Raw genomic sequence first — 23,976 nt, 5'->3', positions numbered from 1 at the left:
GTGGTGGAAGTGAGGTAGGAAAGATGCACTTCCAAGCAAGAATGCTAGCAACCATATTTACCTATATTAAGACATTGGGTATATTAAATTGTTGGAGTCAACTAGTTGATGGTGTGAATTATAGCATTGCGTAATCAGACTTTGCAAAGAGTCGTAAAGCGTTGTTCCTCTTTCCTGCTAGGTGCAATAAAAACTACCATCTGATTCACTCTTTGCTATCTAGCCTGAGCGTTTTCACTGTTCTGTTTACTGCTTTTGCAGCAGCTCAAAAGCCAAAGGCCCGAAACACTGCTGTTTCGGGCCTTTGGCTTTTATAGAACGTAGCACAAGCAGCTATACGCCGCGCAGCACTGGGTATCGAGCTTGTACCAGCATGTAGAGGCCATAAGCCATAAGCCCTAGCGCCACAATGCCCAGCACTGCTGGTCCCATAGTAGCCAATAGGTCAAAAGCTTCGTCGGTGCTGCCGGTGGCGGAAGCGCGCGACTGGCGACCCGCCTGCACGAAAAAGTAACCGATAATAGCCATGACAATACCGCGGGCGGTATAGCCCACTTGGCCCGTCCGGTACACTACATTCTGCTGGTTGGCAGGCAGGTCGCTGGCGTTTACGTGCTTATGAAAACTGCCTGAGTAGGCTTTGATAACCTGATAGATACCGCCGCCAATAATGGCCAAGCCTACCGCTATAATAATCCAGTCGCCGCCGGGCCAGCCGAGTACCGTAGCCGTAAGTGTCTGCTGGCTATTGCTGCCTGCATTGGCGCTGCCGCTCCATGCTAGTTGGGCCGCAAACCACGCCAAGCTAGCGTAGAGCAGGCCACTGCCCGCGTAGCCTAGGCGCCGGCCAATGCCTTTCGCGCCGGAACCTTTGCCTTCCGTATCGCGCACGGCTTGCACAAAGCGCCACACAATGTAGCCTAGCAAACCGAAAGCAATGAAGCCCAGTAGAAAAGGGCCGCCCGGCAACTCCTGCAAGGTCTGGACAGCTTGTTTTTTATCGGCCGTTTGGCCGCCGCGCTGGCCGGTAGCCGCCAGCAACGCCAGCAACCCCATCAACAGATACACCAAGCCTTTGGCCGCAAAGCCGAAGCGGGCCAGTGCCCGAATACCCGCGGAAGGCGAGTTGGGTATGGCCGAAGAAAGAGAGGTAGTGACAGTCATGAGACACGGAATCAGGTGAAATATCCGTGGTACGCAGAACGGGCACTATAAGGTTAGGCCACCGGGGCGGGGTGGGGGACAGGACTTCGGCCGGCCCAGCACCCCAGCTGGCCGAAACGGAATAGCACCGCGCTGCAACAGGGGCGTATTCACCGGCAAATCGAGGGTGTAGATGGGCTTGCCTTGCGCTACCGGGTGCGCCAATAGCCGCTCGATATTACCGCTGGCCGTCATGTAAGGCACAAAGAACTGGTCGGCTAGATCGGCTACCATCAGGTTGCGGATTTCGGCCGTTTCGGTGGTGATATTGCGGACTCCGCTCTCAAATAAGGTAATGAACAGCAGCCGGCCCGCTTCTATCTCGGTGCCGTACTCAAAGCGCAGATTGGTTTGGATGCCGCGGCCTAAAGCGTACACAATGGGCTGCTCAGGGCCTTGCAACAGGTAGCGGAACACCGCCTGCTCTAGCTTGGAATGAAATCCGGACAATACACAGTTGCCAGCATAGCGCTGCTCGAGAGCCCACAAATAGGTAGGCTTCTCAATGGCTTCCGGGTACTCGCGTGAGCAAAAGAAGGCTGTTTTAGGCCGTTGCAGCAGCGCTGGGTTCCCCAGGGTGCGTAATTCCTCTGGATGAATGTTCATGGCGGCAGAGACTGAAACCAGTCTGGACAAAGGTAAAGGGATAATTATATTAATAATAGGTATATGAAAACTTTAAATTTTAAACAATCTAGATAAGCGTCAAGTCTCTGCAAGCTTACTTACAAAGAAGTGCCCTAAGCAATGAAGCCCAGGGCACTTCTTTATATATTTACAACCGGTAAAACGTCTAGAAGGTGCGTTTAAACCAGGCTTTGATGTCGTCAATGGTTTCGCCGGTTTTGTGCTGCAAGTTGCCGAACCATTCGTCCTGTTTGCCTTCTTCGTAGGTCAGGTCGTCGTCGGTCAGGTTCGCCCATTTCTTCTTGGTTTCACCTTTGATTTCGTTCCAGTTACCGCGTGCCCGCAGTTCGGTGCTGTCGTCGATGCCGTTGTTGTTAGCGTCCATGAGTGGGAGGATGTATAAGTGGAGAATAGTGGCTTGTACGGTTGTGCTTTAAGGTCGGCTGATAATGCCTAAATTTTGCTGCTCGGCAGCAGGTGCTGGCGGCTCAGCTACGGCTTCACAACCAAGCTTGAATATCCCTTGGAAGCTGTTTTCTTTAGAGTGGCAACGTGGGTAGTTGCCCAATTGCCTACGTTGCCTGCTTACGCCTATCCTCTATTCTTGCTGCCTACCTCTTATGGACGACCTTCGGACCACGTTAGCTACCTTCTCGCCCGAAGACCGCAAAGACTTTATTCAGTTTATTCAGCGCCAAAAGCGCAAGCAAAAGGGCCGTATGGACCTGCGCCTGTGCGAGTTGCTGCTGCACCAGAAAGAGTATACCACGCCGCAGCTGCTGGCCAAACTCTACCCCGAGGAACCCAACGCCACCGCGTATTACGCCCTGCGCAAACGCCTGCTGCGCCACCTCACCGACTACCTCCTGCTGCGCCAGCGCCAGCACGACCCCACGGCGGCTTCCTCCGTGCGGAGCTTGCTTACGTTGGCGCAGTACCTGTTCGAGGCGGGGGTGCAGCGGCTGGCTTGGAACACGTTGCGCAAAGCCGAGAACCTGGCCCGCGTAAACGAACAATACGACCTGCTGAACACGGTATATAACGTGCAAATTGCGCAAGCCAACTCCGAGCACGCCGATCCGCTCGAAGACATTATTCGGCGGCGCAACCTCAATAAAAAAGCCGCCGATGAAGAAGAGCGCGCCGGCATTGCCGACAGCCTAATTCGGCAGCGCTTACGGCAGGCCCGCGTGAAAGGCCGGGCCGGCCAGGCCTTCGATGGTATTCTGCAAGATGTGCTGCGCGAATACGATTTGCAGGAGGCGTTTGCCCGCCGGCCCGCCGTGCTCTACCGCCTCATGTCCATTGCCCGCAATGCCATGCTCGTGCGCCGCGACTTTGCCTCGTTTACGCCGTTTGTAATGCGCTGCTACCACCTCATGGAAAAGCGCCACGGGTTTCAGCCGGCTCAACGCTATTACCAAGCCGGCCTGCTGTACATGATTGCGCACGCGCTGTACCGGGTGCGGCGCTTCGAGGAATCGGTGCAGTACCTGGGGCTGCTGCTGGCGGCACTGGCCGAAGAAGGTGGGGCCAGCTACCGCGCCGAGTGGCTGCCGCGCTACACGTTTCTGCTGGCCGCCAACTACGCGTTTATGCGCCGCAATGCCGAGAGTATCAAGCTGCTAGAGCAAGCCCTGAAACCCCCCGTTGCCCTGTCGCCGCGCGACCAGCTCACGGCACGGCTGGGGCTGGCTTTCCACTACTTCGCCGAAGGAAAATTCACCAAAACCAATCAGACCCTCATCAATATGGGCCGCTCCGACCATTGGTGCGAGCAGGAAATGGGCTTGGAGTGGCTGGTCAACAAGAACATCGGCGAAATGCTGGCGCAGTTTGAAATGGGCAACTCCGACCTGGCGTTAAACCGGTTGCGCGCCATCGAGCGGCTGCTACGGGAGCGGAGCGGCGACGCCGAAGCCGGCCCGTACGCCCACGTAATCACCTACCTGGATTTGGTGCGCGAAATAATTGAAGACCCCGATGCGCTGCGCCACCCCAGCTTTATGGAGCGTGTGTACCAAATGCCCGACCTGGTGCCCCAGCAGCGCGAAGATTTGCAGCTGATGAGCTTCTACGCCTGGCTGCGGGCTCGTACGTTGCGCCGGCCCTATTATGAAGTATTGCTGGAACTAGCCGACGTACCATCGGCAGCGGAATCAAAGAAGCCGCTGGGAAAAGCATAACGCCTAGGAAGCAGTCAGAGTATCAAAAAGAAGAAACCCGCTTACGCAGCCTGACGGCAAAGCATAAGCGGGTTTCTGGTGTAGAAAGCAGCAAGGCTACTCCCGGTACTTACTTGATTTCTTCTTTCACTTCGGCAGCAGCTTTGTCCATCTTGGCATCGGCCTTCTGGGCAGCTTCTTTGGTTTCGGCGGCCGTTTTGTCGGCGGCGTTTTCAATGGCGTTGCCAGCTTTGTCGGCGGCAGCTTCGGTGTTGGCAGCAGCGTTTTCTACGGCATTTTCGGTGGCGTTGGCAGCGTTGTTGGCTTCGGCTGCAGCGGCGTCGCCTACGTTTTCGGCGGCAGCTTCGGTGTTTTCACCAGCGGCTTCGGCGTTCTGCTTGCCGGTTTCGGTGCAGGAAGTGGCAGCGAAGGCAACAGCAGCGGCTACAAACAAAGATTTAACAGACAGTTTCATAAAAGCAGGAAGGTTGATGGTGGAAAAAGTACGTGCCCTTTATGTCGTTACTCGAAAAAAGTAACCCATCCGTAAGCCCAGATTTTTTGGGCGCTACGCAGGCGCTTTGTTCCCCACTCCAAGGCTCGGTTCGAGCATCTCCAAGCCGGGCAACTCAACTTTTCCGGAAAGGAGTAAGTATAGCACAGCAGGCCTTTCCGCTCACCGACTCATACCACTATGGATTCCACTGCCTCCACTCCCCAAACACCCGCTACCCCAAACGTGCCATTGGACGTAACCGATCAGCAAAACAGCGCTTTGCTTGACGATACGCTGGCGTTGCTCAATGCGGGCGTCCCCGATAAGCCCGATCAGCACGGGCTGTCTGAAATCGACCGATGGGAAGCTGTGTTGCAAGCTTCGGAGCGGCCGGGTCTGGCCAAAATCATTCAGGAACTGAACATCCTGCGGGAGCAGCTAAACGCTTCTGATACCAAAACGCACGACCTCGCCGAAACCTTAGCGACGCTCGGCGCCGAAACCAGCAAAGTAGCCGACGAATCAACCGACGACTATTCGGCTCCGCTTGGGCAGCTAAGCAAGCTGCTCATCAAAATGGGCTCTTCACTTTCGCGCTAATACCCTGCTTACCAACACAAAGCGCCCCGGCCACCTAGGTGGTCGGGGCGCTTTGTGTTGGTAGAGAATTCGGGCGTGGCACTCACTCGCTCTTGGCACTTACCTTTGCGGCCTTCCCATCAGCTTGCTTGTTATGTCAGCCCTTTCCTCGCCGCCTGCCCCCAACGACTTCACGTTTTACGACCCGTTCGACGGGATGCGGTTTGGGGCGCGGCAATGCTTTTTGTGTGGTACGCCCACCACGCCCGGCGTTGACGCCGTGCCTGTGTTCGGGGAGTGGCTAATGAACCGCTACCACTTGCACGAGCGGCAGATCAAGCTGCTCGATCTAAGTATTGTGGCCTACAAGGACTTGCAAATTGCGTGCTGCCCGCGTTGCCGTACCCAGCACGTAGAGCCGCTGGAGGCGCAGGTGCAGGCTGCCGCCAGCCAAGGCGTCACTGGCCTACGAAATCTTGACGACAAAACCTTGTTTCTGTGGCTGGGCAAGATGATGTACGGGGTACTGGTAACGGAACTGCTCAACGAGCTGGAGCCGCTGGCCGTGCCGCAGTACCCACTAGCCGAAAACGCCAAGATGCTGCGCCGGTTTCAGGCCTTCTTTCAGCCGTTTCAGGCGTTGCGCGTCCCCGTTGAGTTCGACGATTTCACGCCGGCCTCGGTGTTTGTGTTGGAAGTGGACCCTGCCCAGGACGATATGCCGTTTGAGTACGACGACGACCTAAGCACGCTGGCTTTCAGCATCAAGCTCGACAACGCCGTGGTAACAGCATGCCTTGTTGACAATGGTATTATCCGGCAGGCTATGCGCCGCGTGTATCAGGATGCGCAACGGCCTTTGCATCCGGTGCAAGTGGCTGAATTTAAGGCGCGTGTGTATTACGCAGCCTACATCCTGAATGTGGTGCCCGATTATTACCTGCGTCCGTTGCAGCCTGGCGCTACCCAACTGGTAATGGACACAGTTATCGACGATGTTACTGGCGACATTTTCAACCCCTGGGAAAATGCAGCTTACGGGCAATCGTTATTGGAAATGTGGAAACGGTGGCAGATTCCGTTGGAGGACATCATGCACGACCCCGAGCAGCCACTCAGCTTTTTATACACCGCTGATGGCGAGCCGCTCCAGCTAACTCATTATCCAGCAACGGATAACGCGTAAAGCGGAGGGTAATTAACCTGCAACCCAAATAGGCTTGGGAGCAATCTTGGTGACCTTGATTTCAGTCCAGCGGCCTTCCATGCCGGACTTGCACTCCTTCTCGTTCACTAGCACATCCACACAGTGGCGGTGGCGGCGGTTCATGGTGTCGTGAATGGTGTAGATGCCATCAAGCTCGTCGGAAATACCTTGCACCTGCACTTGCTCTCCGTAGCTAAAAGGACCGCCAGCCTTGGCTAACAGGTCGCGGGAGACAGCCAGCCAGCGAGTACGGCTGGAGTGGCGCTTGGGAATGATGGACCCATCGGCGGTTTCCATCGGGTTGCTATCGGTCTGCCCAGGTTCAGGCCAATAGGTGGTGGCAGTAACAGTGTATGACAGCGTTTTAGGCAGTCGTTTTACAGGCTCTAGCGGTACAACTACGGGTACCGAGCGAGGGCTCAAGCTAGCTACGGTGGAAGGTAAAGCCAGCGCAGGAGTCGAAAGAGTACGGGGAGGGAATAGAAACGTTAGTAGGAACAGCGCAATAGACATGGCGTGTGGGTTCGTGTACTCTCAACTTAGTCCGGAGAGGATGGACAGCCGGCCCGACTCGGCTTTAGGGAAGGGCACAACCTCCTCGATAGAGGAAAAGTTGCCCTTGTTTTTATGTGAGCAGCCAAATGGCTGAATCAAGCGTTTTAGACGAGAAAAGAACTGTAAAATCAGATAATTACTATAAAATATTGTACTTATTAGCGCTTTTTGATAAAGCAGGGCTCAAAGGTACGACAAAAAAATTAGTGAGCCTTTGCTCGTCCAAAGATGGGCTATAGGCAGCAGATAGCAGGATAAGCTCAACAGGGTCTGGTAGTTGCTGTGGAAAAGATGCCTAATCATTGAACTTGGCGCATCCTTGGCCGTACTAACGGCATTGGCTACCACCCGGCCGGCCTGTTGGAGTAGCCGGAAGCTTCTGATTCATATTAAAAAGATAACATGTTCTGCATCAAACCACACTTCGCTGCGCGGCCGTTGCTGAGCTTCACTGGCTTCGCGCTGGTGTTGCTGGCAAGTGCCTGCTCGTCTCCAGATTCTAATGGCCGGGCTACTACTGGCGTTTCCGCTGACTCAACTGCTACCGCAACTCCACAAGCACCCGCCAACTCCCCGCTGCAAGTGGTAGCGGCGTTTCGGGAGCCACAGATTGTGGGGGTAGCCGTGCTGCCCGATGGCCGCGTGTTCGGCGACTTTCCGCGCTGGGACAACAACCCCGTAAACCCCGTTGCGGAAATCGGGACTGATGGCTCGGTGAAACCGTACCCGGATGCCAATTGGTGCATTTGGAATGAAACTGTGCGCAACGAGCCCCAGAAGCATTGGATCTGCCCTCAGAGCGTGTATGCCGATAAAGCCGGAATGCTTTGGGTGCTTGATCCGGCTTCGCCTGGACTGAAAGGTACGGTGCCCGGTGGCCCTAAACTGGTGAAGATTGACCCAGCCACCAATAAGGCAGTGCAAACCATCAGTTTCCCGGAAAGCGTAGCCGCCCGTAAATCCTACCTCAACGACGTGCGGATTGATACGCAAAACAACTTCGCCTATATCACCGAATCGGGCATTGGCGCGCTGGTAGTGGTGGATTTGAAATCGGGCAAAGCGCGCAAAGTGCTGGAAAAACACCCCTCGATGCTGGCCGATACTACCCTCAACATTAAAGCCGACGGGCAACTGCTGCGGGACCCGATGGGCAAGCAGGCTGCCTTCAACGCCGATGGTATTGCGCTCAGCCAAGACCTGCAATACCTATACTGGAAGCCGCTGACCAGCTATAAGCTGTACCGCATCAAAACGGAGGCATTGCGCAACGCGGCTCTCACCGATGCGCAGTTAGGCCAGCAGATAGAGGACTTAGGCAAAGTACCGGCTTGCGACGGGATGGAAATTGATGCTGCCAACAACCTGTACATGACGACGTTTGAGGATCATTCCATCAAGCGCCGCACGCCGGATGGGAAGATAGAAATGGTGGTGCAAGACCCCCGTTTGGAGTGGCCCGATACGTTTGCTTTCGGCCCCGGGGCCATGTTATACGTTACTAATTCGGCTATTCACAAAACCCCAACCTGGAATAAAGGCGTGGGCAAGCAGGATCAGCCTTACCACATATTCAAGATGAAGCTAGCTCAATAAGCGGCTGGCACCTGCGCTTGCAATGGGTTGCATTTCAAGCTAGTTAGAAAGCCTTTCCTTGTTATAAGGGGAGGCTTTCTATTTTATTTTGAATAGATTGGAATCCTCTTTTACTATTGCAATGACGGTTGGTATGTAGTACTTAATTGATTGTGAGGTGTATTCGTGCATGCGAATACAGGTTTTTGCCTTGTAATCAGACTGCTTACCTTTGCCATCGACCTACAAGCTCCCACCGCATGGATGCATACTCTTACATCGCCAATGCCCACGGCGACTACATCGACCAACTCTACCAGACCTATAAGAACGACCCAGAAGCGGTTGACTTTGGCTGGCGCAAGTTTTTCGAGGGCTTCGATTTCTCGCAGCAGTACCCGGACGGCGACGTGCCCCAAGCTGCCGGTGAAGGAGTTCTGACGCAAGCGGCTTCTACCAACGACGCCGGCCAAATACGGGCTGTTGATACGGTATCGGCCGACAAGGAAACGCAGGTGCGCAACCTGATATACGCTTTCCGTAGCCGCGGCCACTTGGTAGCCAAAACCAACCCCGTACGTGAGCGGAAAGACCGGAAAGCCCTTCTTAGCCTCAGTGACTTCGGGCTCAGCGACGCCGACCTGGACACGCCGTTCAAAAACGGCGAGGTAATAGGACTGGGTACGAACGCCAAGCTGCGCGACATCCTAGCCGCGTTGCAGAAAGTGTACACCCGTACCATCGGCTTCGAGTACATGTACATCCGCGACCCCCAGATCCTCGACTGGTTCCGGGAGAAAGTGGAGAAGGATTCGTTGAGCTTCAACCCGAGCATCGAGTATAAAAAGCGCATCCTTAGCAAGCTGAACGAGGCGGTAGTATTCGAGAACTTCTTGCACACCAAATTTTTGGGGCAGAAGCGGTTCTCACTGGAAGGTGGCGAAACTACTATTCCGGCACTTGATGCCATCATTCAGCGCGGTGCTGAGCTGGGCGTAGAGGAAGTGGTAATTGGCATGGCCCACCGCGGCCGTCTGAACGTGCTGGCCAACATCATGGGCAAAACCTACGAGCAGATCTTCTCGGAATTCGAGGGCACTGCCGTACCGGACCTGACCATGGGCGACGGCGACGTGAAGTACCACATGGGCTACAGCAGCCAGGTGGATGCCGCCGGCCGTACCGTAAACCTGAAGCTGGCTCCCAACCCCTCACACTTGGAGGCGGTAAACCCCGTGGTAGAAGGCTTCGTGCGGGCAAAGCTCGACCACGGCTACGCCAACGACTACAACAAAATGCTGCCCATCCTGATCCACGGCGACGCCGCGTTGGCGGGCCAGGGCATTGGGTTTGAAGTGACGCAGATGTCGCAGCTGGAAGGCTACAAGACGGGCGGCACTATCCACTTTGTTATCAACAACCAGGTTGGTTTCACCACCGATTTCGAGGACGCGCGTTCTTCTATCTACAGCACCGACCTCGCCAAGATTATTGATGCGCCCGTAATCCACGTCAACGGCGACGACCCGGAGGCGGTGGTATTTGCCGTGCGCCTTGCCACCGAGTACCGGCAGCAGTTCCACACCGATATCTTTATTGATATGGTGTGCTACCGCCGCCACGGCCACAACGAGTCGGACGAGCCGAAGTTCACCCAGCCTACGCTCTACAACCTCATCAGCAAGCACCAGAACCCGCGCGAAGTGTACAACGCCACGCTGGTGCAGCGCGGCGACGTAGACGCCGAGCTGGCGCAGCAGATGGACAAGGAGTTCCGCGACACGCTGCAAGCCCGCCTAGATTTGGTGAAGCAGAAGCCGCTGCCTTACAATTACCAGACGCTGGAAAACGAGTGGCGCAGCTTGCGCCGCAGCAAAACCGAAGACTTCGAGAAGTCGCCGGAAACGGGTATCAGCGAAGAAGTGGTAGTGAAAGTAGGCAAGGCCCTGACTACGCTGCCCGAAGGCTTCCGCCCGCTCAAGCAGATTGAAAAACTGATTGAGGAGCGCAAGAAAATGTTCTTCGAAACCCGCGTGCTGAACTGGGCCGCCGGTGAACTGCTGGCGTATGGCTCGTTGCTCGACGAGAAGCACATTGTGCGCGTTAGTGGCCAAGATGTGCAGCGCGGCACGTTCTCGCACCGCCATGCCGTTCTGCACGATGCCGAAACCTCGGCGCCTTACAACTCGCTGAACTACATTGGGGAAGGCCAGGAGAAGCTGAACATCTACAACTCGCTGCTGAGCGAGTACGGCGTGTTGGGCTTTGAATTCGGCTACGCCATGGCCAACCCGACGGCCTTGGTGGTATGGGAAGCGCAGTTCGGTGACTTCGCCAACGGTGCCCAAACGATGATTGACCAGTTCGTGGTGTCGTCGGAAAGCAAGTGGCAGCGCATGAACGGGGTGGTAATGCTGCTGCCCCACGGCTACGAAGGCCAGGGCCCCGAGCACTCCAACGCCCGCCCCGAGCGGTTCCTGCAACTGGCCGCCGAAAACAACATCATTGTGGCCAACATGACCACGCCGGCCAACTTCTTCCACGCCCTGCGCCGGCAGCTGACCTGGGAGTTCCGCAAGCCGCTGATTGTGATGTCGCCGAAGTCGATGCTGCGCCACCCGCTGTGCGTGTCGCCGGTCGAGGAGTTTACCAGCGGCTCGTTCCGCGAGGTACTCGGCGACGTGTACGCCGACGACAAGAAAGTGAAACGGGTGCTGCTGTGCTCCGGCAAAGTGTACTTCGATTTGCTGGAAGAACAGCAAAAATCGGAGCGCAAAGACGTAGCCATTGTGCGCCTGGAACAGCTGCATCCCTTCCCGAAAAAGCAACTGGACGCCGAGCTGGCCAAGTATCCGAAAGCCAAGGTGTACTGGGTTCAGGAAGAGCCCGAAAACATGGGCTACTGGAACTACCTGCTGCGCTTCATGCGCCGTGAACTGGAAGATGTGGTGTCGCGCAAGCCGTCGGCGTCGCCGGCTACCGGCTACAACAAGGTGCACATCAAGGAACAGAAAGAGCTGGTGGCCAAGGCATTCGACAAGCCAAAGGAGGCTGTGGCGGACGACACCATCAAGGCAACGGCCGAAATAGCCAAAAAACAGGACTAGTTTTTTCGAGCTGTTAGCCACTAGCTGTTGGCTGTTAGCCTCGTTTAACGAAAGAGCTAATAGCCAACAGCTAGTGGCTAACAGCTGATAATTCCCACCGAAACTCTTCAAAACTCCCACTTATGGGCCTAGAAATTAAAATCCCCGCCGTTGGCGAATCCATCACCGAAGTAACCATTGCCAAATGGCTGAAAGCCGACGGTGACACCGTGAAGCGCGACGAAGTAATTGCCGAGTTGGAGTCCGACAAGGCAACTTTCGAGCTGCCCGCTGAGGCCGACGGTGTACTGAAAATCCGCGTAGCGGAAGGCGAAACCATCGGTATCGGTACCGTCATTGCCGACATTGGTGGGGATGGTGCTGCCTCCAACGGTGCTGCTCCAGCCGCCGCTGCTCCGGCCGCCGCCGCTCCGGCCGCCGACCCAATCTCGAAAGGGGAAGAAAACCCACAGGCCAGCAACCAAAGCGGCTACGGTGGGTCGCAGGCTGGCTCGGCCGACACGGCTACGCCAGCCGCTGCCCCGGCTGCCGGTGAGGCGGCCAGCGGTGGTGCTTCCGTAGAAATGAAGATTCCGGCTGTTGGCGAATCCATTACGGAAGTAACGGTAGCCAAGTGGCTGAAAGAGGACGGCGCGCAAGTACAGCGCGACGAAATTATTGCCGAACTAGAATCCGATAAAGCCACGTTTGAGCTGCCTGCTGAAGGCACTGGCACCTTGCGCCACGCGGCCAAGGAAGGCGAAACTATTGGCATTGGCGCTACTATTGCGCGCATTGAAGGCGGTAGCGGTGCTTCGGCAGCGCCTGCACCAGCCGCTTCCGCCCCTGCTCCGGCCCAGAATGCTCCGGCAGCAGCTCCCGCGGCTTCGGCTTCTACGAGCTACGCAACCGGTACACCTTCGCCGGCCGCTGGCAAAATTCTCGGAGAGAAAGGTATCAACCCGAACGAGGTGCAAGGCTCCGGCCGTGATGGTCGCATCACCAAGGAAGATGCCCAGAATGCCCAGGTTAAACCGGCTGCTCCAGCTCCGGCCGCTGCTCCGGCTAAAGCAGCGCCTGCACAACAGGCGGCCCCTGCTGCCAGCGGCAACCGCAACGTGCGCCGTGAGCGGATGAGCAACCTGCGCAAAACGGTAGCTCGCCGCTTGGTGTCGGTGAAAAATGAGACGGCCATGCTCACCACCTTCAATGAGGTGAACATGCAGCCCATCATGGACCTGCGCAACAAGTTCAAAGACAAGTTCAAGGAAAAGCACAGTGTGGGCCTTGGCTTCATGTCGTTCTTCACTAAGGCCGTATGCGTAGCCCTGAAAGAGTGGCCGGCCGTGAATGCCCAAATTGACGGCACCGACATCGTATACAACGACTTCTGCGACATCAGCATTGCCGTATCGGCTCCGAAAGGCTTGGTGGTACCGGTAATCCGCAATGCCGAGGAACTATCGTTTGATGGTATCGAGAAGGAAATTCAGCGCCTTGCTGGCCTGGCCCGCGACAACAAGCTCACCATCGAGCAGATGACCGGCGGCACATTTACCATCACCAACGGTGGGGTATTCGGCTCCATGATGAGCACGCCTATCATCAACGCGCCACAATCGGCCATCTTGGGTATGCACAATATCGTGCAGCGCCCCATTGCCGAGAACGGCCAAGTGGTAATTCGCCCAATGATGTATCTGGCGCTGAGCTACGACCACCGTATCATCGACGGTCGCGAGTCGGTATCGTTCTTGGTGCGCGTGAAAGAGCTGTTGGAAGATCCAACCCGGTTGTTGCTGGGGGTTTAGAACACAGATTTTGTGAGTGGCTTTATCAAGGCCAATGCAACAAAACAAAAAGAGCTTGCCAGATGGCAAGCTCTTTTTGTTTCTATATACCTAAGGAATTTCTCTAATCCGGCTACATCCGTGGTTTAGTCCACTGGTAGCTCACGGGAACGGATAAGACCGATTTTAGAAGCCATCTGGTGAGCTACTTTCTTAGCTTCCTCGGCTTTAGAGCCTGCGAAGTGCTCTTCTACGGTCGAGGAAAACAAGTTCAGCCAGTGCTCGATGTGTGCCCCACTACGTGGCATTACTACCTGCTCAGGGAGCGGTTCGCCGCCTTCCGCAGGGCCTTGCCCTAGCAGCGTGTTGCTCCAATAGCGGTACTGCGAGGTCAGGTAATGCGGCCAGTGAATACGAGCGGCGGCCCCAAAGCTGGCTCCCAACAATGTGTCGTTGGTGGCCTTGTGGCAAAGCGTGTCGACTAGGGTTTTGATATCTCCCTCGGTTTGAATGTCGTGTAAGCTAGGTATCGTCTTCATGGCCGGTAGTTGTGTAGTGGGGTAACTGATACGTAGCGAATTTACGCAGGTTGCCGTGGTTTCGCTAACAATTCATTATAGAAATTTTACAATACAATTGAAGTTGCATTTTAGCACTGTCAAAGCACTATGTCATTGGAATGTTTAAAATCTATGGGGAGCCTTAGTGGACCTTAGTTAGCCGCAGATAGTCGAGCATAGCTTGGTTGACCTCGCCATTCATGTTGGTATTGGTGGCTTCGAGGCTGAGAGTCAGTGGGTAAGTGCCTTTTTCTAGCTGAACCAGCACTGGGTTAGTGAAGCCCCAATCCGACCATTCCTCTACACCACGCTGCGGCATGACCACCGTACCTAGAAACTGCTGGCCTTTACGCAGGGTCCGAATTGCACACTTGTTGCTGGTATTGATTGGGCCGTTGCCATTGGCGTAGCGGAAGTCCACGGCATATAGGCCGGTAGCAGGCACGGTCACGCGGACAGCAATGGTTTTGTTAATTGTAGTGCTGGTTTCCACGAAGCCCTGCCCCATATAGCCGTTGTATGGCCTGGCCGACCTGCCGGTAGTAGCTTCCAACTTGAAGTTGCGGCTGAATTTTTCCACTTCTATAGGGAGTGGCTCACTGGCAAAACTTTCGAAGCCCTGCGTATCAATGGCCATTACCTGGTATTCAGTGTAGCCGGCCGTAGCAGGAATCGAGAAGTGGGTATCGGTGGTGCGGCCCGCAAACTGACCGTTGCGCAGGACCTGATAGGCCTTGGCGCCTTCCACCGCCGCCCAGGTTAAGCGGCCGGCAGAGTACCTGACGGTCGGCGTCGTGGGGGCCACATGGTGAGCCACCTTGTTTTGGGAAGCCGCAGCCGGCACTTGGTTGCTTAGCTCGATGCGGATAGTATGCGTGCCGGTGAGGGTAGCTGGCACGGCGGCATCAGGTAGCGGCTGCCCATCCATTGTGATGCTGCGAATGGTGTTGCCGAAGCCGTGCATTTCCACGTTCAGCACGGCCCCGCGGTAGTTGAACCCGGTGAGCTTGCGCTGGCCTTGCAATGCTTGGGGCACAAAGGGCCGAAACGCAAGGCGGTCAACCTGAAAATCGATACCGAACAGGCCTTTGTAGGTGAGAGCCAATGCTCCCGAGAGGCTCCAGAGCATTACGCTGCTGTTCACTTGCGTACCGGCAAAGTCGCCGTTGCTGGCTACAAAGTTTTCTTTGTCGGTCAGAAACAACGCCGCTGGCCGAGCCACGGCTGCCAGGCTTTCCATAAACGCCGTTTCGTTGCCTGCTTTAGCGGCCGCCAGCCCCCAATAGCTCTGCACGAAGGGCCACACTGCGTTGTTGTGGTACGGCGGAATGCCCGGAATCTGAGGGTAGATGCACGGAATGCCGTAATCCATAACCGGCGTGCGGGCTACCACCGTGCGGGCACGCTCGGCATCAGCCACTCCAAACAGCACTGCTAATGCCTCACCCAAAGCTTCCGACTTCGGCGAAATCTGCTGGAACATGCGGCCGTAGCGGTACTGGCCGTAGTAGCCTCTGTCGGGCAGCCACAGCTGGTCGTTGATGCCTGCCTTGATGCGTTGGGCACGTTCGGTAGCTTCCTGGGCTACGGTGGGCTGCCCTAGCTGCTCAGCCATTGCAGCCAGCACCACGTTGCCCTGGAAATGAACGGCATTAGTTCCTAGCGCCTCGCTTTGGTAGATGTCCGCGGGCTGCATCCATTTCGGATAGGTCTGTTCGCGCCAGTCCAGAAACGACGACTCGCCCCGGACCAAGCCAGTAGCGGCGTTATAGGCTACTTGCTCGTCGTCTTCGATGGACTGCTTGACAATAGGGTACACCTTGCGTAGCCAGTCGTTGTCGCCGGTAACCTTATAGATTTCCCAGGCGGCCACAGCCCACACAATCCGGTCGGTGGAGCAAGGGTAGGCGCCGCCGGTGCCCGTGTCCTGCACGATACGGCCCTCGGGTGTAACCTTGCGTAGCAAGCTGGTTTTGGCTGCTTCCGGCTGCAAAAGCGCCTGCGCCAAAATAATGCTGTAGCTAATGTCGCGGGTCCAGACGCCCGCCCACTCTTGGCCGGTCCGGAACGTGCCGTCAGGCTCTACGGCCCGCTTGGCTTCTTCCAGCGCCAGGTTGTACAGCGCGTCCAGCAGCGGGTAGTCGGAAGTGACGTGCGGAAACCCTGATACATCGAAGGTCTGCTTCCACTGGCCGGCGGTGGTTTTTACATCGGAATGCGCATGGAGCACCACCGTCGTTTCGTAGATACCGTCGCCGTTGGGGTCTTTCAGTTCTAGTTGCGGCTTATTAATCAGGTTGTCGAAATCCCAGCTTAGCGGCGCGGTATTGCCGGCCACAAACACCTGCTTAAAATCATCTTTGTAGAGTTTCTGCCCATTATATAAGGTATAGAAGCCCTGCTGCTGAAACGCCGCCAGCACCGGCCGCATATCCAGCCTGATTTTGAGAGGCGTATTGGGAGAGAGGTAAGTAGTGGCTGGCACCGGAGTGCGGTCTACGTACTGTTTGCCAAACACAATAACCGGCGTTTCCTGGGTGGCGCCATCGGCTTGCGGCAAGGCTAGAACTACGTGGTCTTGGCCAGGCGGCATTTCATTGTCCTTGCCATTGACACTGAACTTGAAACTCACCTGCGGGCTTTGGAACTCGTTGGCCGGACTTTGGTAATCAGAAGTCAATTCGTGGCGTGATACCGCCCGTGCCGTGTGCTTGCCTTGCACTATACTGTCCCGGTAGAGCGAGTAGGCAGTTGACTGCCACACGGGAGTGGTAGTAGCTGGGGTGGTATCCGTAGTGGGAGAAGAGGATGGTTTTGACATCTGACAGGCGCCGAGCAGGCCAAGCGTAAGCAAGAAGCAAGTGGAAAAATGGAAAGGAACATGCATGCTACGAAAGTAACGGTGCTCACCTCGAAAAGAGGCGCTGGTAAGTTCTGGCGCTACCAAGCACAAATTTCAAAACTATAGTGCGTGCCACTCACCAGTTCAGAGTTTCGTTGGTAAGGTGTTGAGCAAACCCAGCGCCCGGAAGCAACTAGCCAAGTAGAATAGGGTAACCGTCTGAAACACGCTGCTTGTACCTGCAAGAATGGAGCGTTGGCGTTAGCTCTCTGGCTAGCTATGCCAGGTACAGGTTGCACGCGGTAGGAGTGGGGCTGGCCCCACCCCTTCGCCGGCGCCTTTTCACCGATTCCGTTCGACGACGGACGAGGGCAAGCCGCGCCCCTACCTCTAAAACCGCTCTAGCATAGTAGACGGCCTACAGTTTGGGTGCAACGTGTATTAACCTGGGCAACTCCGGCTTAAGTAAATGCATTTGTTTTCGCGAATAAGTGAGTTTGCTAGTGTTTGTCTTATTTGTAGAAAATTAATTTCAATATGGGAACGGTATAGCACGTGTAAAGGAATTAAAGGGGATTTAGGGTTTTGTAAGGGCTTTTGAATCTTGTTAATTAAAATCTGGTTAAATAAATTAATTTGTATTTTTGCGTGTCAGGGAGGAGGCGAATGGATTGATAAATACTTTGTAGCATCTGCAACAACGCCAGTTCGTCGCACACTGCGCAGACAGATAGCAACGCAATACGTTCCTTCAAAGCACTTTACTAGCACTTGAACTGAGTACGAGGCACTTGCTTCGGTTAATTACAAAAGGTATATGGCTCTCATGTCGTCAGCACCGACCAGTTGTCAGAACTGCCCGTATCTGCGGCATTCCTTGCTGGGTACCTGCCAAGTCAGTGAAATAGCGCACATTTCCGGCAGTAAGGTTTCGCAGCAGTATCAGCGGGGCCAGGTGATTTATCAGGAAGGCAATAGTCCTGCTGGGCTTTACTGCATCAACCAAGGGAAGGTGAAAGTATCCAAGCAGAACAGCGAAGGGAAAGAGCAGATTGTGAAGCTGCGCAAAGAAGGCGACGTGCTCGGGTTTCAGGCGCTAACGGCTACCAGCAACCACTGCTCATCGGCGGTTGCCCTCACCGACTGTGTTGTGTGCATGGTACCTCGTTCCGATTTCTTCAGCATCATTGCCCAAAACTCGCAGTTCTCGCACGCGTTGATGTACTTGTTATCGGCGGCTCTTGGCGACGCCGAAAAGCACATGCTGCACGTAGCTTACAAGCCCGTGCGTGGACGGCTGGCCGAGGCGCTGGTGCAGCTCTATCATTTCTTTCAGCCAGCTACTCCAGAAACGTTCAGCATCCCGATTTCGCGCGAAGACCTAGCTGCCCTCATGGGCACCGCCAAGGAAACGGCCAGCCGTCTGCTGTCGGACTTCCGCGACGAAGGATTAGTAGCAACCAGAGGAAGCCGAATTACTGTACTCAACCTCGAAAAGCTGCAAAAAATATCTGAAATGCATGGTTGAGGTAATTATGGAAATAGTGCTAAAATAGAAGGCTCCAAAGCAGATTTTTCGCTTCGGCGCCTTCTATTTTGTTTTATAGGCATCATTACGGTAAAAAATTGCACTAAACAATTCTCATAATGATTCCCAAGTCATTGAGCGTGGGAAAAGTTTGATTACAATCATTTTTGAATCTGATTACAATCATTTCGTGATACCAAGTAATAAATGACATTTGTATAGTAGGGTAAGCTACTTCAATGGCGTGTATTATAAAATGAACACCTCGCAATAGTCTTATTACTAGCAAGCGCTGCTCGGGATAATTAGTCAACGCGTGGACTGATACCGTGCTTCCGGAAATACGACAATTAGCTGCCTACTGGTTTTTTTTAGTTCTCCTCCTTTTTTCTTACAAGTATCCGTATCATGGCTTATTCAGTGAGCAACCCCGCAGGCAAAGTAGTGCAAGACGTTATTAACGATTTGCCAAGCCTAGTAGCAGTTGCGGTTGTTGATGCCAACTCGGGCATGAGCCTGGCTTCGCACTCCAACTCGCCTTCCCTTAATCCCGATACCGCCGCCGCTTACAACACCGAAGTGGTAAAGCAAAAGCAAAAGGCCATGGCGGCCCTCAAGCTAACCGGTGAAACCATTCAGGACATTCTCATCACCCTGTCCAACCAGATTCACTTGCTGAAGCTCAACGACAACGGTACCAAGTTTATCTATCTGGCCGTGAATTCGCGCGATACCAACCTGGCCATTGCCCGCGAAGTACTGCGCACCCACGCCAGCCAGCTCAACTAGCTATCTGGCGCAAACTATACGCTACAACGTATTGATTGTGAATCCTCTATAAAGCATCTGGCTGCTTCTTGCCTCTAGTGTATCCAGCAAGCAAGAAGGCCTCTGATGCCGCTCTGCACGTTGTAATCCATCAATCTATTATGCGTGGAGGCAACGTGCAGAGCATCAAGGTTCAGCTCACGGCCTGAGTTGAATATAAGTAGTTGCCTATCGTAGGGTGCCCGGAGTGCCCACGTAAATCATAGGCTGTCATGCCAATAGCTTTTCTTCAGCGGCTACAAACCCTCACGGGACCCGCAGTCAATAAAATAGTACCTACAAGTTCGGGGCCGGATGCCATTGTAGCCGAGCAACTGCTGCAACGCGTTATCACTGGTTTGCCCGAACTGCTGGGCGCCGCCGTGGTAGATGTAGAATCAGGACAAGCCCTGGCTACTTATACCACCTCCCGCGAATTCAACGTGGGGAAAGTACTGGATTTCAACGCCGAGGTAGTTCGGCAGCAGCGCCGTGCTATGCAGGCACTTGGCCTCCCGGCCGACGAGCAGCTATCGGAAATCCTGATTACGCTCAGCAACCAGTTGCATTTGCTATGGTTGCTTGCTGATGGTCAGCGCTTTCTCTACACCGTGGTTGATTGCCGCGACACCAATCTGGGAATTGCCCGCTCCGTGATTCGCTCCTGTGAGCTACCCGACTAAGGCCGTCTCAGACACTTCTTCCTAAGTAATACATACTATTTCTTCCCTTCTCACTCAAAATCCTTTACGCGTATGAAATTGACGGCTTCTCCTTTCGATCCGCAAACTGGCGAACTGTTGCCAGTATACCGGGATGCTTATTTGAATGGCGACCTGAGCCGGTCGTCGGCACAGGCAGTGGAAAAATACCTGGGTCGGGATGCTGACCAAGCGCACGATACCCTCAACCGCTGGCAGGAACTACACACCGCCGAAGCAGTAGTGGCGCCAACCTGGGTACAAAAGCAGGTACAATACATCCGGGCTGAACCCGTGCGCTTCCGTCGTCGGTCTACCACCATTGTAGCCGCCACGGCCTTGTTGTGCACAATGGTATTCGCGGGCACCAAAATGCCAACTGAGCGGGTGCCAACCGAAAGCGTACCTACCGAAACGCTTGCTGCTGCCCCGGCTGCTCTGGAGTCGGCTGAAGCTGCTACGGCCGCAACTGCTGCCTCTTCTATGCGCATGATTTCTGTCCGTGGCCGTATCCTCAACGAAGAGGGTGCTCCGTTGGTAGGCGCTACCGTATTGCACCCAGGCAGCGGCCGTGGTGTGTCCACGAATGCCGATGGCGAATACGTAATGCACGTTCCGGCTGGCACCAGCACCCTCAAATATGGCTATGGTGGCTACCAAGACGAGGAACTGACCGTGAAAGGCAGCACTACCACCACCGTAACCCTATTGCCGCAGGCAAAGCAGAAGCGTCATTGGTGGCAGTTCTAGGCACGAGGGGTTAGAGTATTTAAGTAGAGCTAGCTTGTGTGAAACCGAAATCGTATCGTAGAAAAGCGTCGCGTCAGCCTAAACCGTCCTCCACTCAACCTATTGCCCCCGATCCACTGGCTGCCCAGGTGGTGCAGCAGGTGTTGGCCGAATTGCCTGAGCTGTTGGCGGTAGCAGTGGTAGACGTAACGTCGGGCGCTAGCCTGGCCGCTCATGCCACCGCCGCCATTGAGCCCAGTACCGCTGCATCGTTCAATGCGGAAGTAGTGAAGCTCAAGCAGAAGGCCATGACTGCCCTGAAGTTGACCGACGAACATCTCGACGATATTCTTATCACGCTGTCCAGCCAGTTGCACTTGCTACAGCTCACCCCCGATGGCTCCCGCTTTATTTATCTGGTAGTAGCCACCCAAAGCACCAACCTCGGTATTGCCCGCGCTGTGTTGCGGGAGCAGGTAGGCCAGCTTGGGAGGTAGCAGTTTCAGAGTAGCTTATAATAGAAAAGCTTCTTTTCCGGCACGGAAAGGGAGCTTTTTGTTTTTTGAGCTAGCATAGGTTTCTGGTGGGTAAGGTGTGCTGCCGGGCCCTATGCTATGCCCACCCTTGGTAGACAACAAAGGCTACAGTGTGCCAGGGGTTATCTTCAGAAGCCTGTGCAGGTAAATTAGTGAAAGCGCAACGTTAGGAGTGTGTCAGAGTCTATGCTTCGTCTCATCTTTGGGTTTCGCTTTGCCTTTTCGTTTATGATGCGCCTTCTATTTCTGCTTGCTGTGCTTCTGGGAGCTTCTTACGGCCAGCGGGCTACGGCCCAACTCCTGCAGCCCAAACCCGGCTTCTCCCGCGCCGACTCGCTGCGGGGCAGCCTCACGCCGCTGCGCACCTGCTACGATATTAACTATTACCATCTGGATGTAAAGCTTGATATCGACCGGAAAGCCCTTAGCGGCTCCAACCTCTTCGGTTTCACCGCCACCCAGGATTTCACCCGACTGCAATTCGACCTTTTCGCCAACCTGAAAGTGGACAAGGTAGAGTACCAGGGCAAATCGGTGCCGTTTACGCGGGAGGCCAATGCCGTATTCGTCACGTTTCCGCAGCCTATCCGGCAAGGCAGCAGAGCGGCCTTCACGGTGTTTTACTCGGGCCAGCCCACAGTAGCCAAGCACGCGCCCTGGGATGGGGGGCTGGTGTTCACCAACGATGCGGCGGGCAAGCCGTGGGTAGCGTCGGCTTGCCAGGGAGTGGGCGCTAGCATCTGGTGGCCCACCAAAGACCACCAAGCCGATGAGGTGGACAGCATGCTCATCAGCATTGCAGTGCCGAAAGGCCTCAAGGACGTGTCGAACGGGCGGCTGCGCAAAACCACAGCGGTAAAAGGCGGCTATACTCGCTTCGACTGGTTTGTAAGCAACCCCATCAACAATTACGATGTGGCCCTGAACGTGGGCGACTACCAGCACTTCAGCGGCGGCACCTACGCCGGGGAGGCGGGCCCGCTGACCATCGACTATTGGGTGCTGCCCGAAAACCTAGCGAAAGCCAAAACGCATTTCGCTGCCAACGTGCCGCCCATGCTCAAGAGCATGGAAAGCTGGTTCGGGCCCTATCCGTTTTACAAGGACGGCTACAAGCTGGTGGACGCGCCGCACCTGGGCATGGAGCACCAAAGCGCCGTGGCGTACGGCAACAAATACCAGAACGGCTACCTCGGCCAGGACCGCTCCAACACCGGCTGGGGCAGCAAGTGGGACTTCATTGTCATCCACGAAAGCGGCCACGAGTGGTTCGGTAACAACATCACCAGCAAGGACATTGCCGATATGTGGGTGCACGAAAGCTTCACCTGCTACTCGGAGGCGCTGTTTGTGGAAAGCCAGTTTGGCAAGCAGGCGGGGCAGGAGTACATCCACGGGCAGCGGCGCAACATCCGCAACACCGGCCCCATTATAGGGCCCTACGGCGTAAACCAGGAAGGCTCCGGCGACATGTACGACAAGGGCAGCAACCTGCTCAACATGGTGCGCACCGCCTACGTGCCCGATGATGCCAAGTGGCGCGACATCCTGCGCGGCCTCAACAAAACGTTCTACCACCAAACCGTCACCACCGAGCAGATTGTGGGTTACCTCAGCCAGCAAATCGGCCACAACCTCACGCCTGTTTTCGACCAATACCTGCGCCACACGGCCCTCGCCACGCTGGAAGTGCGCTTCGAGGATGGGAAGGCATTAGCCCATTGGATTTCCAACGTGCCCGGCTTCGATTTGCCCATCCGGCTACGGGTGAAAGGCGGCGAGTACGTAACGCTGCCGCTCACTACCGCTTTCCAGCCGCTCACCGTGTCCGGCCTCACCAAAGACAATCTGGAAGTGGACACCCAGAACTACTACATTGGCGTGCTGGTGGAGTAGGAGGTGAAATGGGGAGTTGAGTATGCCGTGTCGGTAGCTACTTTATTTTTTGAACATAGAAAAGCGCCTCTTCCGGCTATGGAAGAGGCGCTTTTCTATGGGAGAGTCGTCAGTTGGTTTGCAACGTTGCTGCTCGGCAAGGCACTAGCCCCGCGCTTAGATTTGGGCCGCGCCGCCATCCACGAACAACTCGATGCCCGTGATGAAGCTGCTTTCATCGGAGGCGAGGAAGGAGGCCACTTTCGCCACTTCGTCGGGGTCGCCGAGGCGGCCGAGGGGGATAAGGCTTACGAGGTGCGCTTTAATTTGCTCTTTCTCCTCGGGTGTGCTGCCGATACCATCCAGGCCGGGTGTGGCAATAGGGCCGGGGCTAAGGGCATTCACCCGAATCTTGCGCTGCTTCAAGTCGAGTGTCCAGTTGCGGGCGAAGGAGCGCACTGCGGCCTTGGTAGCACTATACACGCTGAAGGCCTCACTGCCTTTGATGGAAGTGGTGGAGGCATTCAGAATAATAGAGCTGCCATCCTTAAGCAGCGGCAACGCTTTCTGCACCGTAAATAGCAGCCCCTTCACGTTGCTGTTGAACGTTTTGTCATAGTGCTCTTCGGTGATGGCGCCCAGGGGGACCAACTCGCCACCGCCGGCGTTGGCAAACACAATATCCAGGGTGCCTTTCTCGGCTTGTACGGTGGCAAACAGCCGGTCGAGGTCGGCGAGGTTGGCTACGTCGCCTTGCACGCCGGTTACGTTGCGGCCAATCTGCTGCACGGCGGCGTCCAGTTCCTGCTGCCGCCGGCCGGTGATGAATACGTAGGCGCCCTCTTCCACAAACCGCTTAGCCGTGGCCAGGCCAATACCGCTGTTTCCACCCGTGATGACAGCAACTTTTCCTTCTAGTTTTTTCATATGGGTATCCTCCGTGCGGAGGAGTTGATCTGAGAGTGTGGTGGCCTGCGGGCTTAGCTGCCGCCGGCCGATAACTTATGAGTGCTTTTTACAGTCTATCCGAAGTCGGCCGCTGATCAGGTCGGCTTTCTTCGGCAAACGATGCAGGATGTTGCTGACAGCTGTTGTACGTTTGTTACGCAAAGGAA

General features: G+C 55.4%; 20 protein-coding genes. 12 read left to right on the top strand and 8 right to left on the bottom strand.

The genetic code is table 11. From position 1 onward, the window contains the following. Window positions 1–333: 333 nt before the first annotated feature. The 3 genes from J0X19_RS10545 to J0X19_RS10535 all read right to left on the bottom strand — a co-directional run bounded on the left by J0X19_RS10545 (window position 334) and on the right by J0X19_RS10535 (window position 2,215). Entirely contained in the window at window positions 334–1,164 is an 831-nt protein-coding gene (locus J0X19_RS10545) for a DUF1206 domain-containing protein (protein WP_206984320.1), read from the bottom strand. Window positions 1,165–1,209: 45 nt separating this feature from the next. Next, the gene (locus tag J0X19_RS10540) at window positions 1,210–1,809 is read right to left on the bottom strand and encodes a hypothetical protein (RefSeq protein WP_206984319.1); all 600 of its coding nucleotides are present in this window, start codon (window positions 1,807–1,809) and stop codon (window positions 1,210–1,212) included. 187 nt (window positions 1,810–1,996) lie between these two features. Beyond that, complete coding sequence (locus tag J0X19_RS10535; RefSeq protein ID WP_206984318.1) at window positions 1,997–2,215, bottom strand: CsbD family protein; 219 nt, start codon at window positions 2,213–2,215, stop codon at window positions 1,997–1,999. Between the two features lie 235 nt (window positions 2,216–2,450). Here J0X19_RS10535 and J0X19_RS10530 point away from each other — a divergent pair, with 235 nt between their 5' ends. Beyond that, a complete protein-coding gene (locus J0X19_RS10530) occupies window positions 2,451–4,016 on the top strand; it encodes a hypothetical protein (protein ID WP_206984317.1) in 1,566 nt (521 codons plus the stop codon). A gap of 109 nt (window positions 4,017–4,125) precedes the next feature. Here J0X19_RS10530 and J0X19_RS10525 read toward each other — a convergent pair whose 3' ends face one another. After that, window positions 4,126–4,470: a hypothetical protein gene (locus tag J0X19_RS10525; protein WP_206984316.1), complete on the bottom strand. Its 345-nt coding sequence runs from the start codon at window positions 4,468–4,470 to the stop codon at window positions 4,126–4,128. A 219-nt stretch (window positions 4,471–4,689) separates the two neighbouring features. Between J0X19_RS10525 and J0X19_RS10520 the strand changes: the two genes are divergently transcribed. Further along, window positions 4,690–5,091 carry a hypothetical protein gene (locus J0X19_RS10520; protein ID WP_206984315.1) on the top strand — a complete coding sequence of 134 codons (402 nt, stop codon included), beginning with the start codon at window positions 4,690–4,692 and terminating at the stop codon, window positions 5,089–5,091. 133 nt (window positions 5,092–5,224) lie between these two features. Next, the gene (locus tag J0X19_RS10515) at window positions 5,225–6,256 is read left to right on the top strand and encodes a hypothetical protein (protein WP_242582427.1); all 1,032 of its coding nucleotides are present in this window, start codon (window positions 5,225–5,227) and stop codon (window positions 6,254–6,256) included. Between the two features lie 12 nt (window positions 6,257–6,268). On the opposite strand, the gene J0X19_RS10510 is transcribed toward J0X19_RS10515, so the two are convergent. After that, window positions 6,269–6,574, bottom strand: coding sequence for an RlpA-like double-psi beta-barrel domain-containing protein (locus J0X19_RS10510; protein ID WP_206984314.1), 306 nt, complete (start codon window positions 6,572–6,574; stop codon window positions 6,269–6,271). Between the two features lie 660 nt (window positions 6,575–7,234). Here J0X19_RS10510 and J0X19_RS10505 point away from each other — a divergent pair. The 3 genes from J0X19_RS10505 to odhB all read left to right on the top strand — a co-directional run bounded on the left by J0X19_RS10505 (window position 7,235) and on the right by odhB (window position 13,304). Further along, window positions 7,235–8,428, top strand: a complete 1,194-nt coding sequence (locus tag J0X19_RS10505; protein ID WP_206984313.1) for an L-dopachrome tautomerase-related protein — start codon at window positions 7,235–7,237, stop codon at window positions 8,426–8,428. A 239-nt stretch (window positions 8,429–8,667) separates the two neighbouring features. Beyond that, window positions 8,668–11,514, top strand: coding sequence for a 2-oxoglutarate dehydrogenase E1 component (locus tag J0X19_RS10500; RefSeq protein ID WP_206984312.1), 2,847 nt, complete (start codon window positions 8,668–8,670; stop codon window positions 11,512–11,514). A 122-nt stretch (window positions 11,515–11,636) separates the two neighbouring features. Next, window positions 11,637–13,304, top strand: coding sequence for a 2-oxoglutarate dehydrogenase complex dihydrolipoyllysine-residue succinyltransferase (gene odhB, locus J0X19_RS10495; protein ID WP_206984311.1), 1,668 nt, complete (start codon window positions 11,637–11,639; stop codon window positions 13,302–13,304). A 125-nt stretch (window positions 13,305–13,429) separates the two neighbouring features. Here odhB and J0X19_RS10490 read toward each other — a convergent pair whose 3' ends face one another. Together J0X19_RS10490 and J0X19_RS10485 are read right to left on the bottom strand one after the other, a co-directional pair. Beyond that, window positions 13,430–13,822 (bottom strand): group III truncated hemoglobin, encoded by a 393-nt coding sequence (locus J0X19_RS10490; protein ID WP_206984310.1) that lies wholly within the window; start codon window positions 13,820–13,822, stop codon window positions 13,430–13,432. Between the two features lie 163 nt (window positions 13,823–13,985). After that, window positions 13,986–16,664: an MGH1-like glycoside hydrolase domain-containing protein gene (locus tag J0X19_RS10485; protein WP_242582425.1), complete on the bottom strand. Its 2,679-nt coding sequence runs from the start codon at window positions 16,662–16,664 to the stop codon at window positions 13,986–13,988. An 847-nt stretch (window positions 16,665–17,511) separates the two neighbouring features. On the opposite strand from J0X19_RS10485, the gene J0X19_RS10480 reads away from it, so the two are divergent. From J0X19_RS10480 to J0X19_RS10455, 6 genes are all read left to right on the top strand, one after another. Continuing rightward, on the top strand, window positions 17,512–18,213 hold the full coding sequence (locus J0X19_RS10480; protein ID WP_206984308.1) for a Crp/Fnr family transcriptional regulator: 702 nt from the start codon (window positions 17,512–17,514) through the stop codon (window positions 18,211–18,213). Window positions 18,214–18,621: 408 nt separating this feature from the next. Further along, a complete protein-coding gene (locus J0X19_RS10475) occupies window positions 18,622–19,002 on the top strand; it encodes a hypothetical protein (protein WP_206984307.1) in 381 nt (126 codons plus the stop codon). 251 nt (window positions 19,003–19,253) lie between these two features. After that, entirely contained in the window at window positions 19,254–19,703 is a 450-nt protein-coding gene (locus J0X19_RS10470) for a hypothetical protein (protein ID WP_206984306.1), read from the top strand. A gap of 72 nt (window positions 19,704–19,775) precedes the next feature. After that, on the top strand, window positions 19,776–20,471 hold the full coding sequence (locus tag J0X19_RS10465; RefSeq protein ID WP_206984305.1) for a carboxypeptidase-like regulatory domain-containing protein: 696 nt from the start codon (window positions 19,776–19,778) through the stop codon (window positions 20,469–20,471). Between the two features lie 38 nt (window positions 20,472–20,509). Continuing rightward, on the top strand, window positions 20,510–20,947 hold the full coding sequence (locus tag J0X19_RS10460; RefSeq protein WP_317194767.1) for a hypothetical protein: 438 nt from the start codon (window positions 20,510–20,512) through the stop codon (window positions 20,945–20,947). Window positions 20,948–21,214: 267 nt separating this feature from the next. Next, window positions 21,215–22,882 carry a M1 family metallopeptidase gene (locus J0X19_RS10455; protein WP_206984304.1) on the top strand — a complete coding sequence of 556 codons (1,668 nt, stop codon included), beginning with the start codon at window positions 21,215–21,217 and terminating at the stop codon, window positions 22,880–22,882. 156 nt (window positions 22,883–23,038) lie between these two features. On the opposite strand, the gene J0X19_RS10450 is transcribed toward J0X19_RS10455, so the two are convergent. After that, window positions 23,039–23,788 carry an SDR family NAD(P)-dependent oxidoreductase gene (locus tag J0X19_RS10450; RefSeq protein ID WP_206984303.1) on the bottom strand — a complete coding sequence of 250 codons (750 nt, stop codon included), beginning with the start codon at window positions 23,786–23,788 and terminating at the stop codon, window positions 23,039–23,041. Window positions 23,789–23,976: the final 188 nt, after the last annotated feature.

The sequence above is a fragment of the Hymenobacter telluris genome, from assembly GCF_017313265.1.
GTDB lineage: Bacteria > Bacteroidota > Bacteroidia > Cytophagales > Hymenobacteraceae > Hymenobacter > Hymenobacter telluris.
Note: the sequence above shows the minus strand (reverse complement) of the source record. Positions and strands in the feature narration are given on the sequence as shown.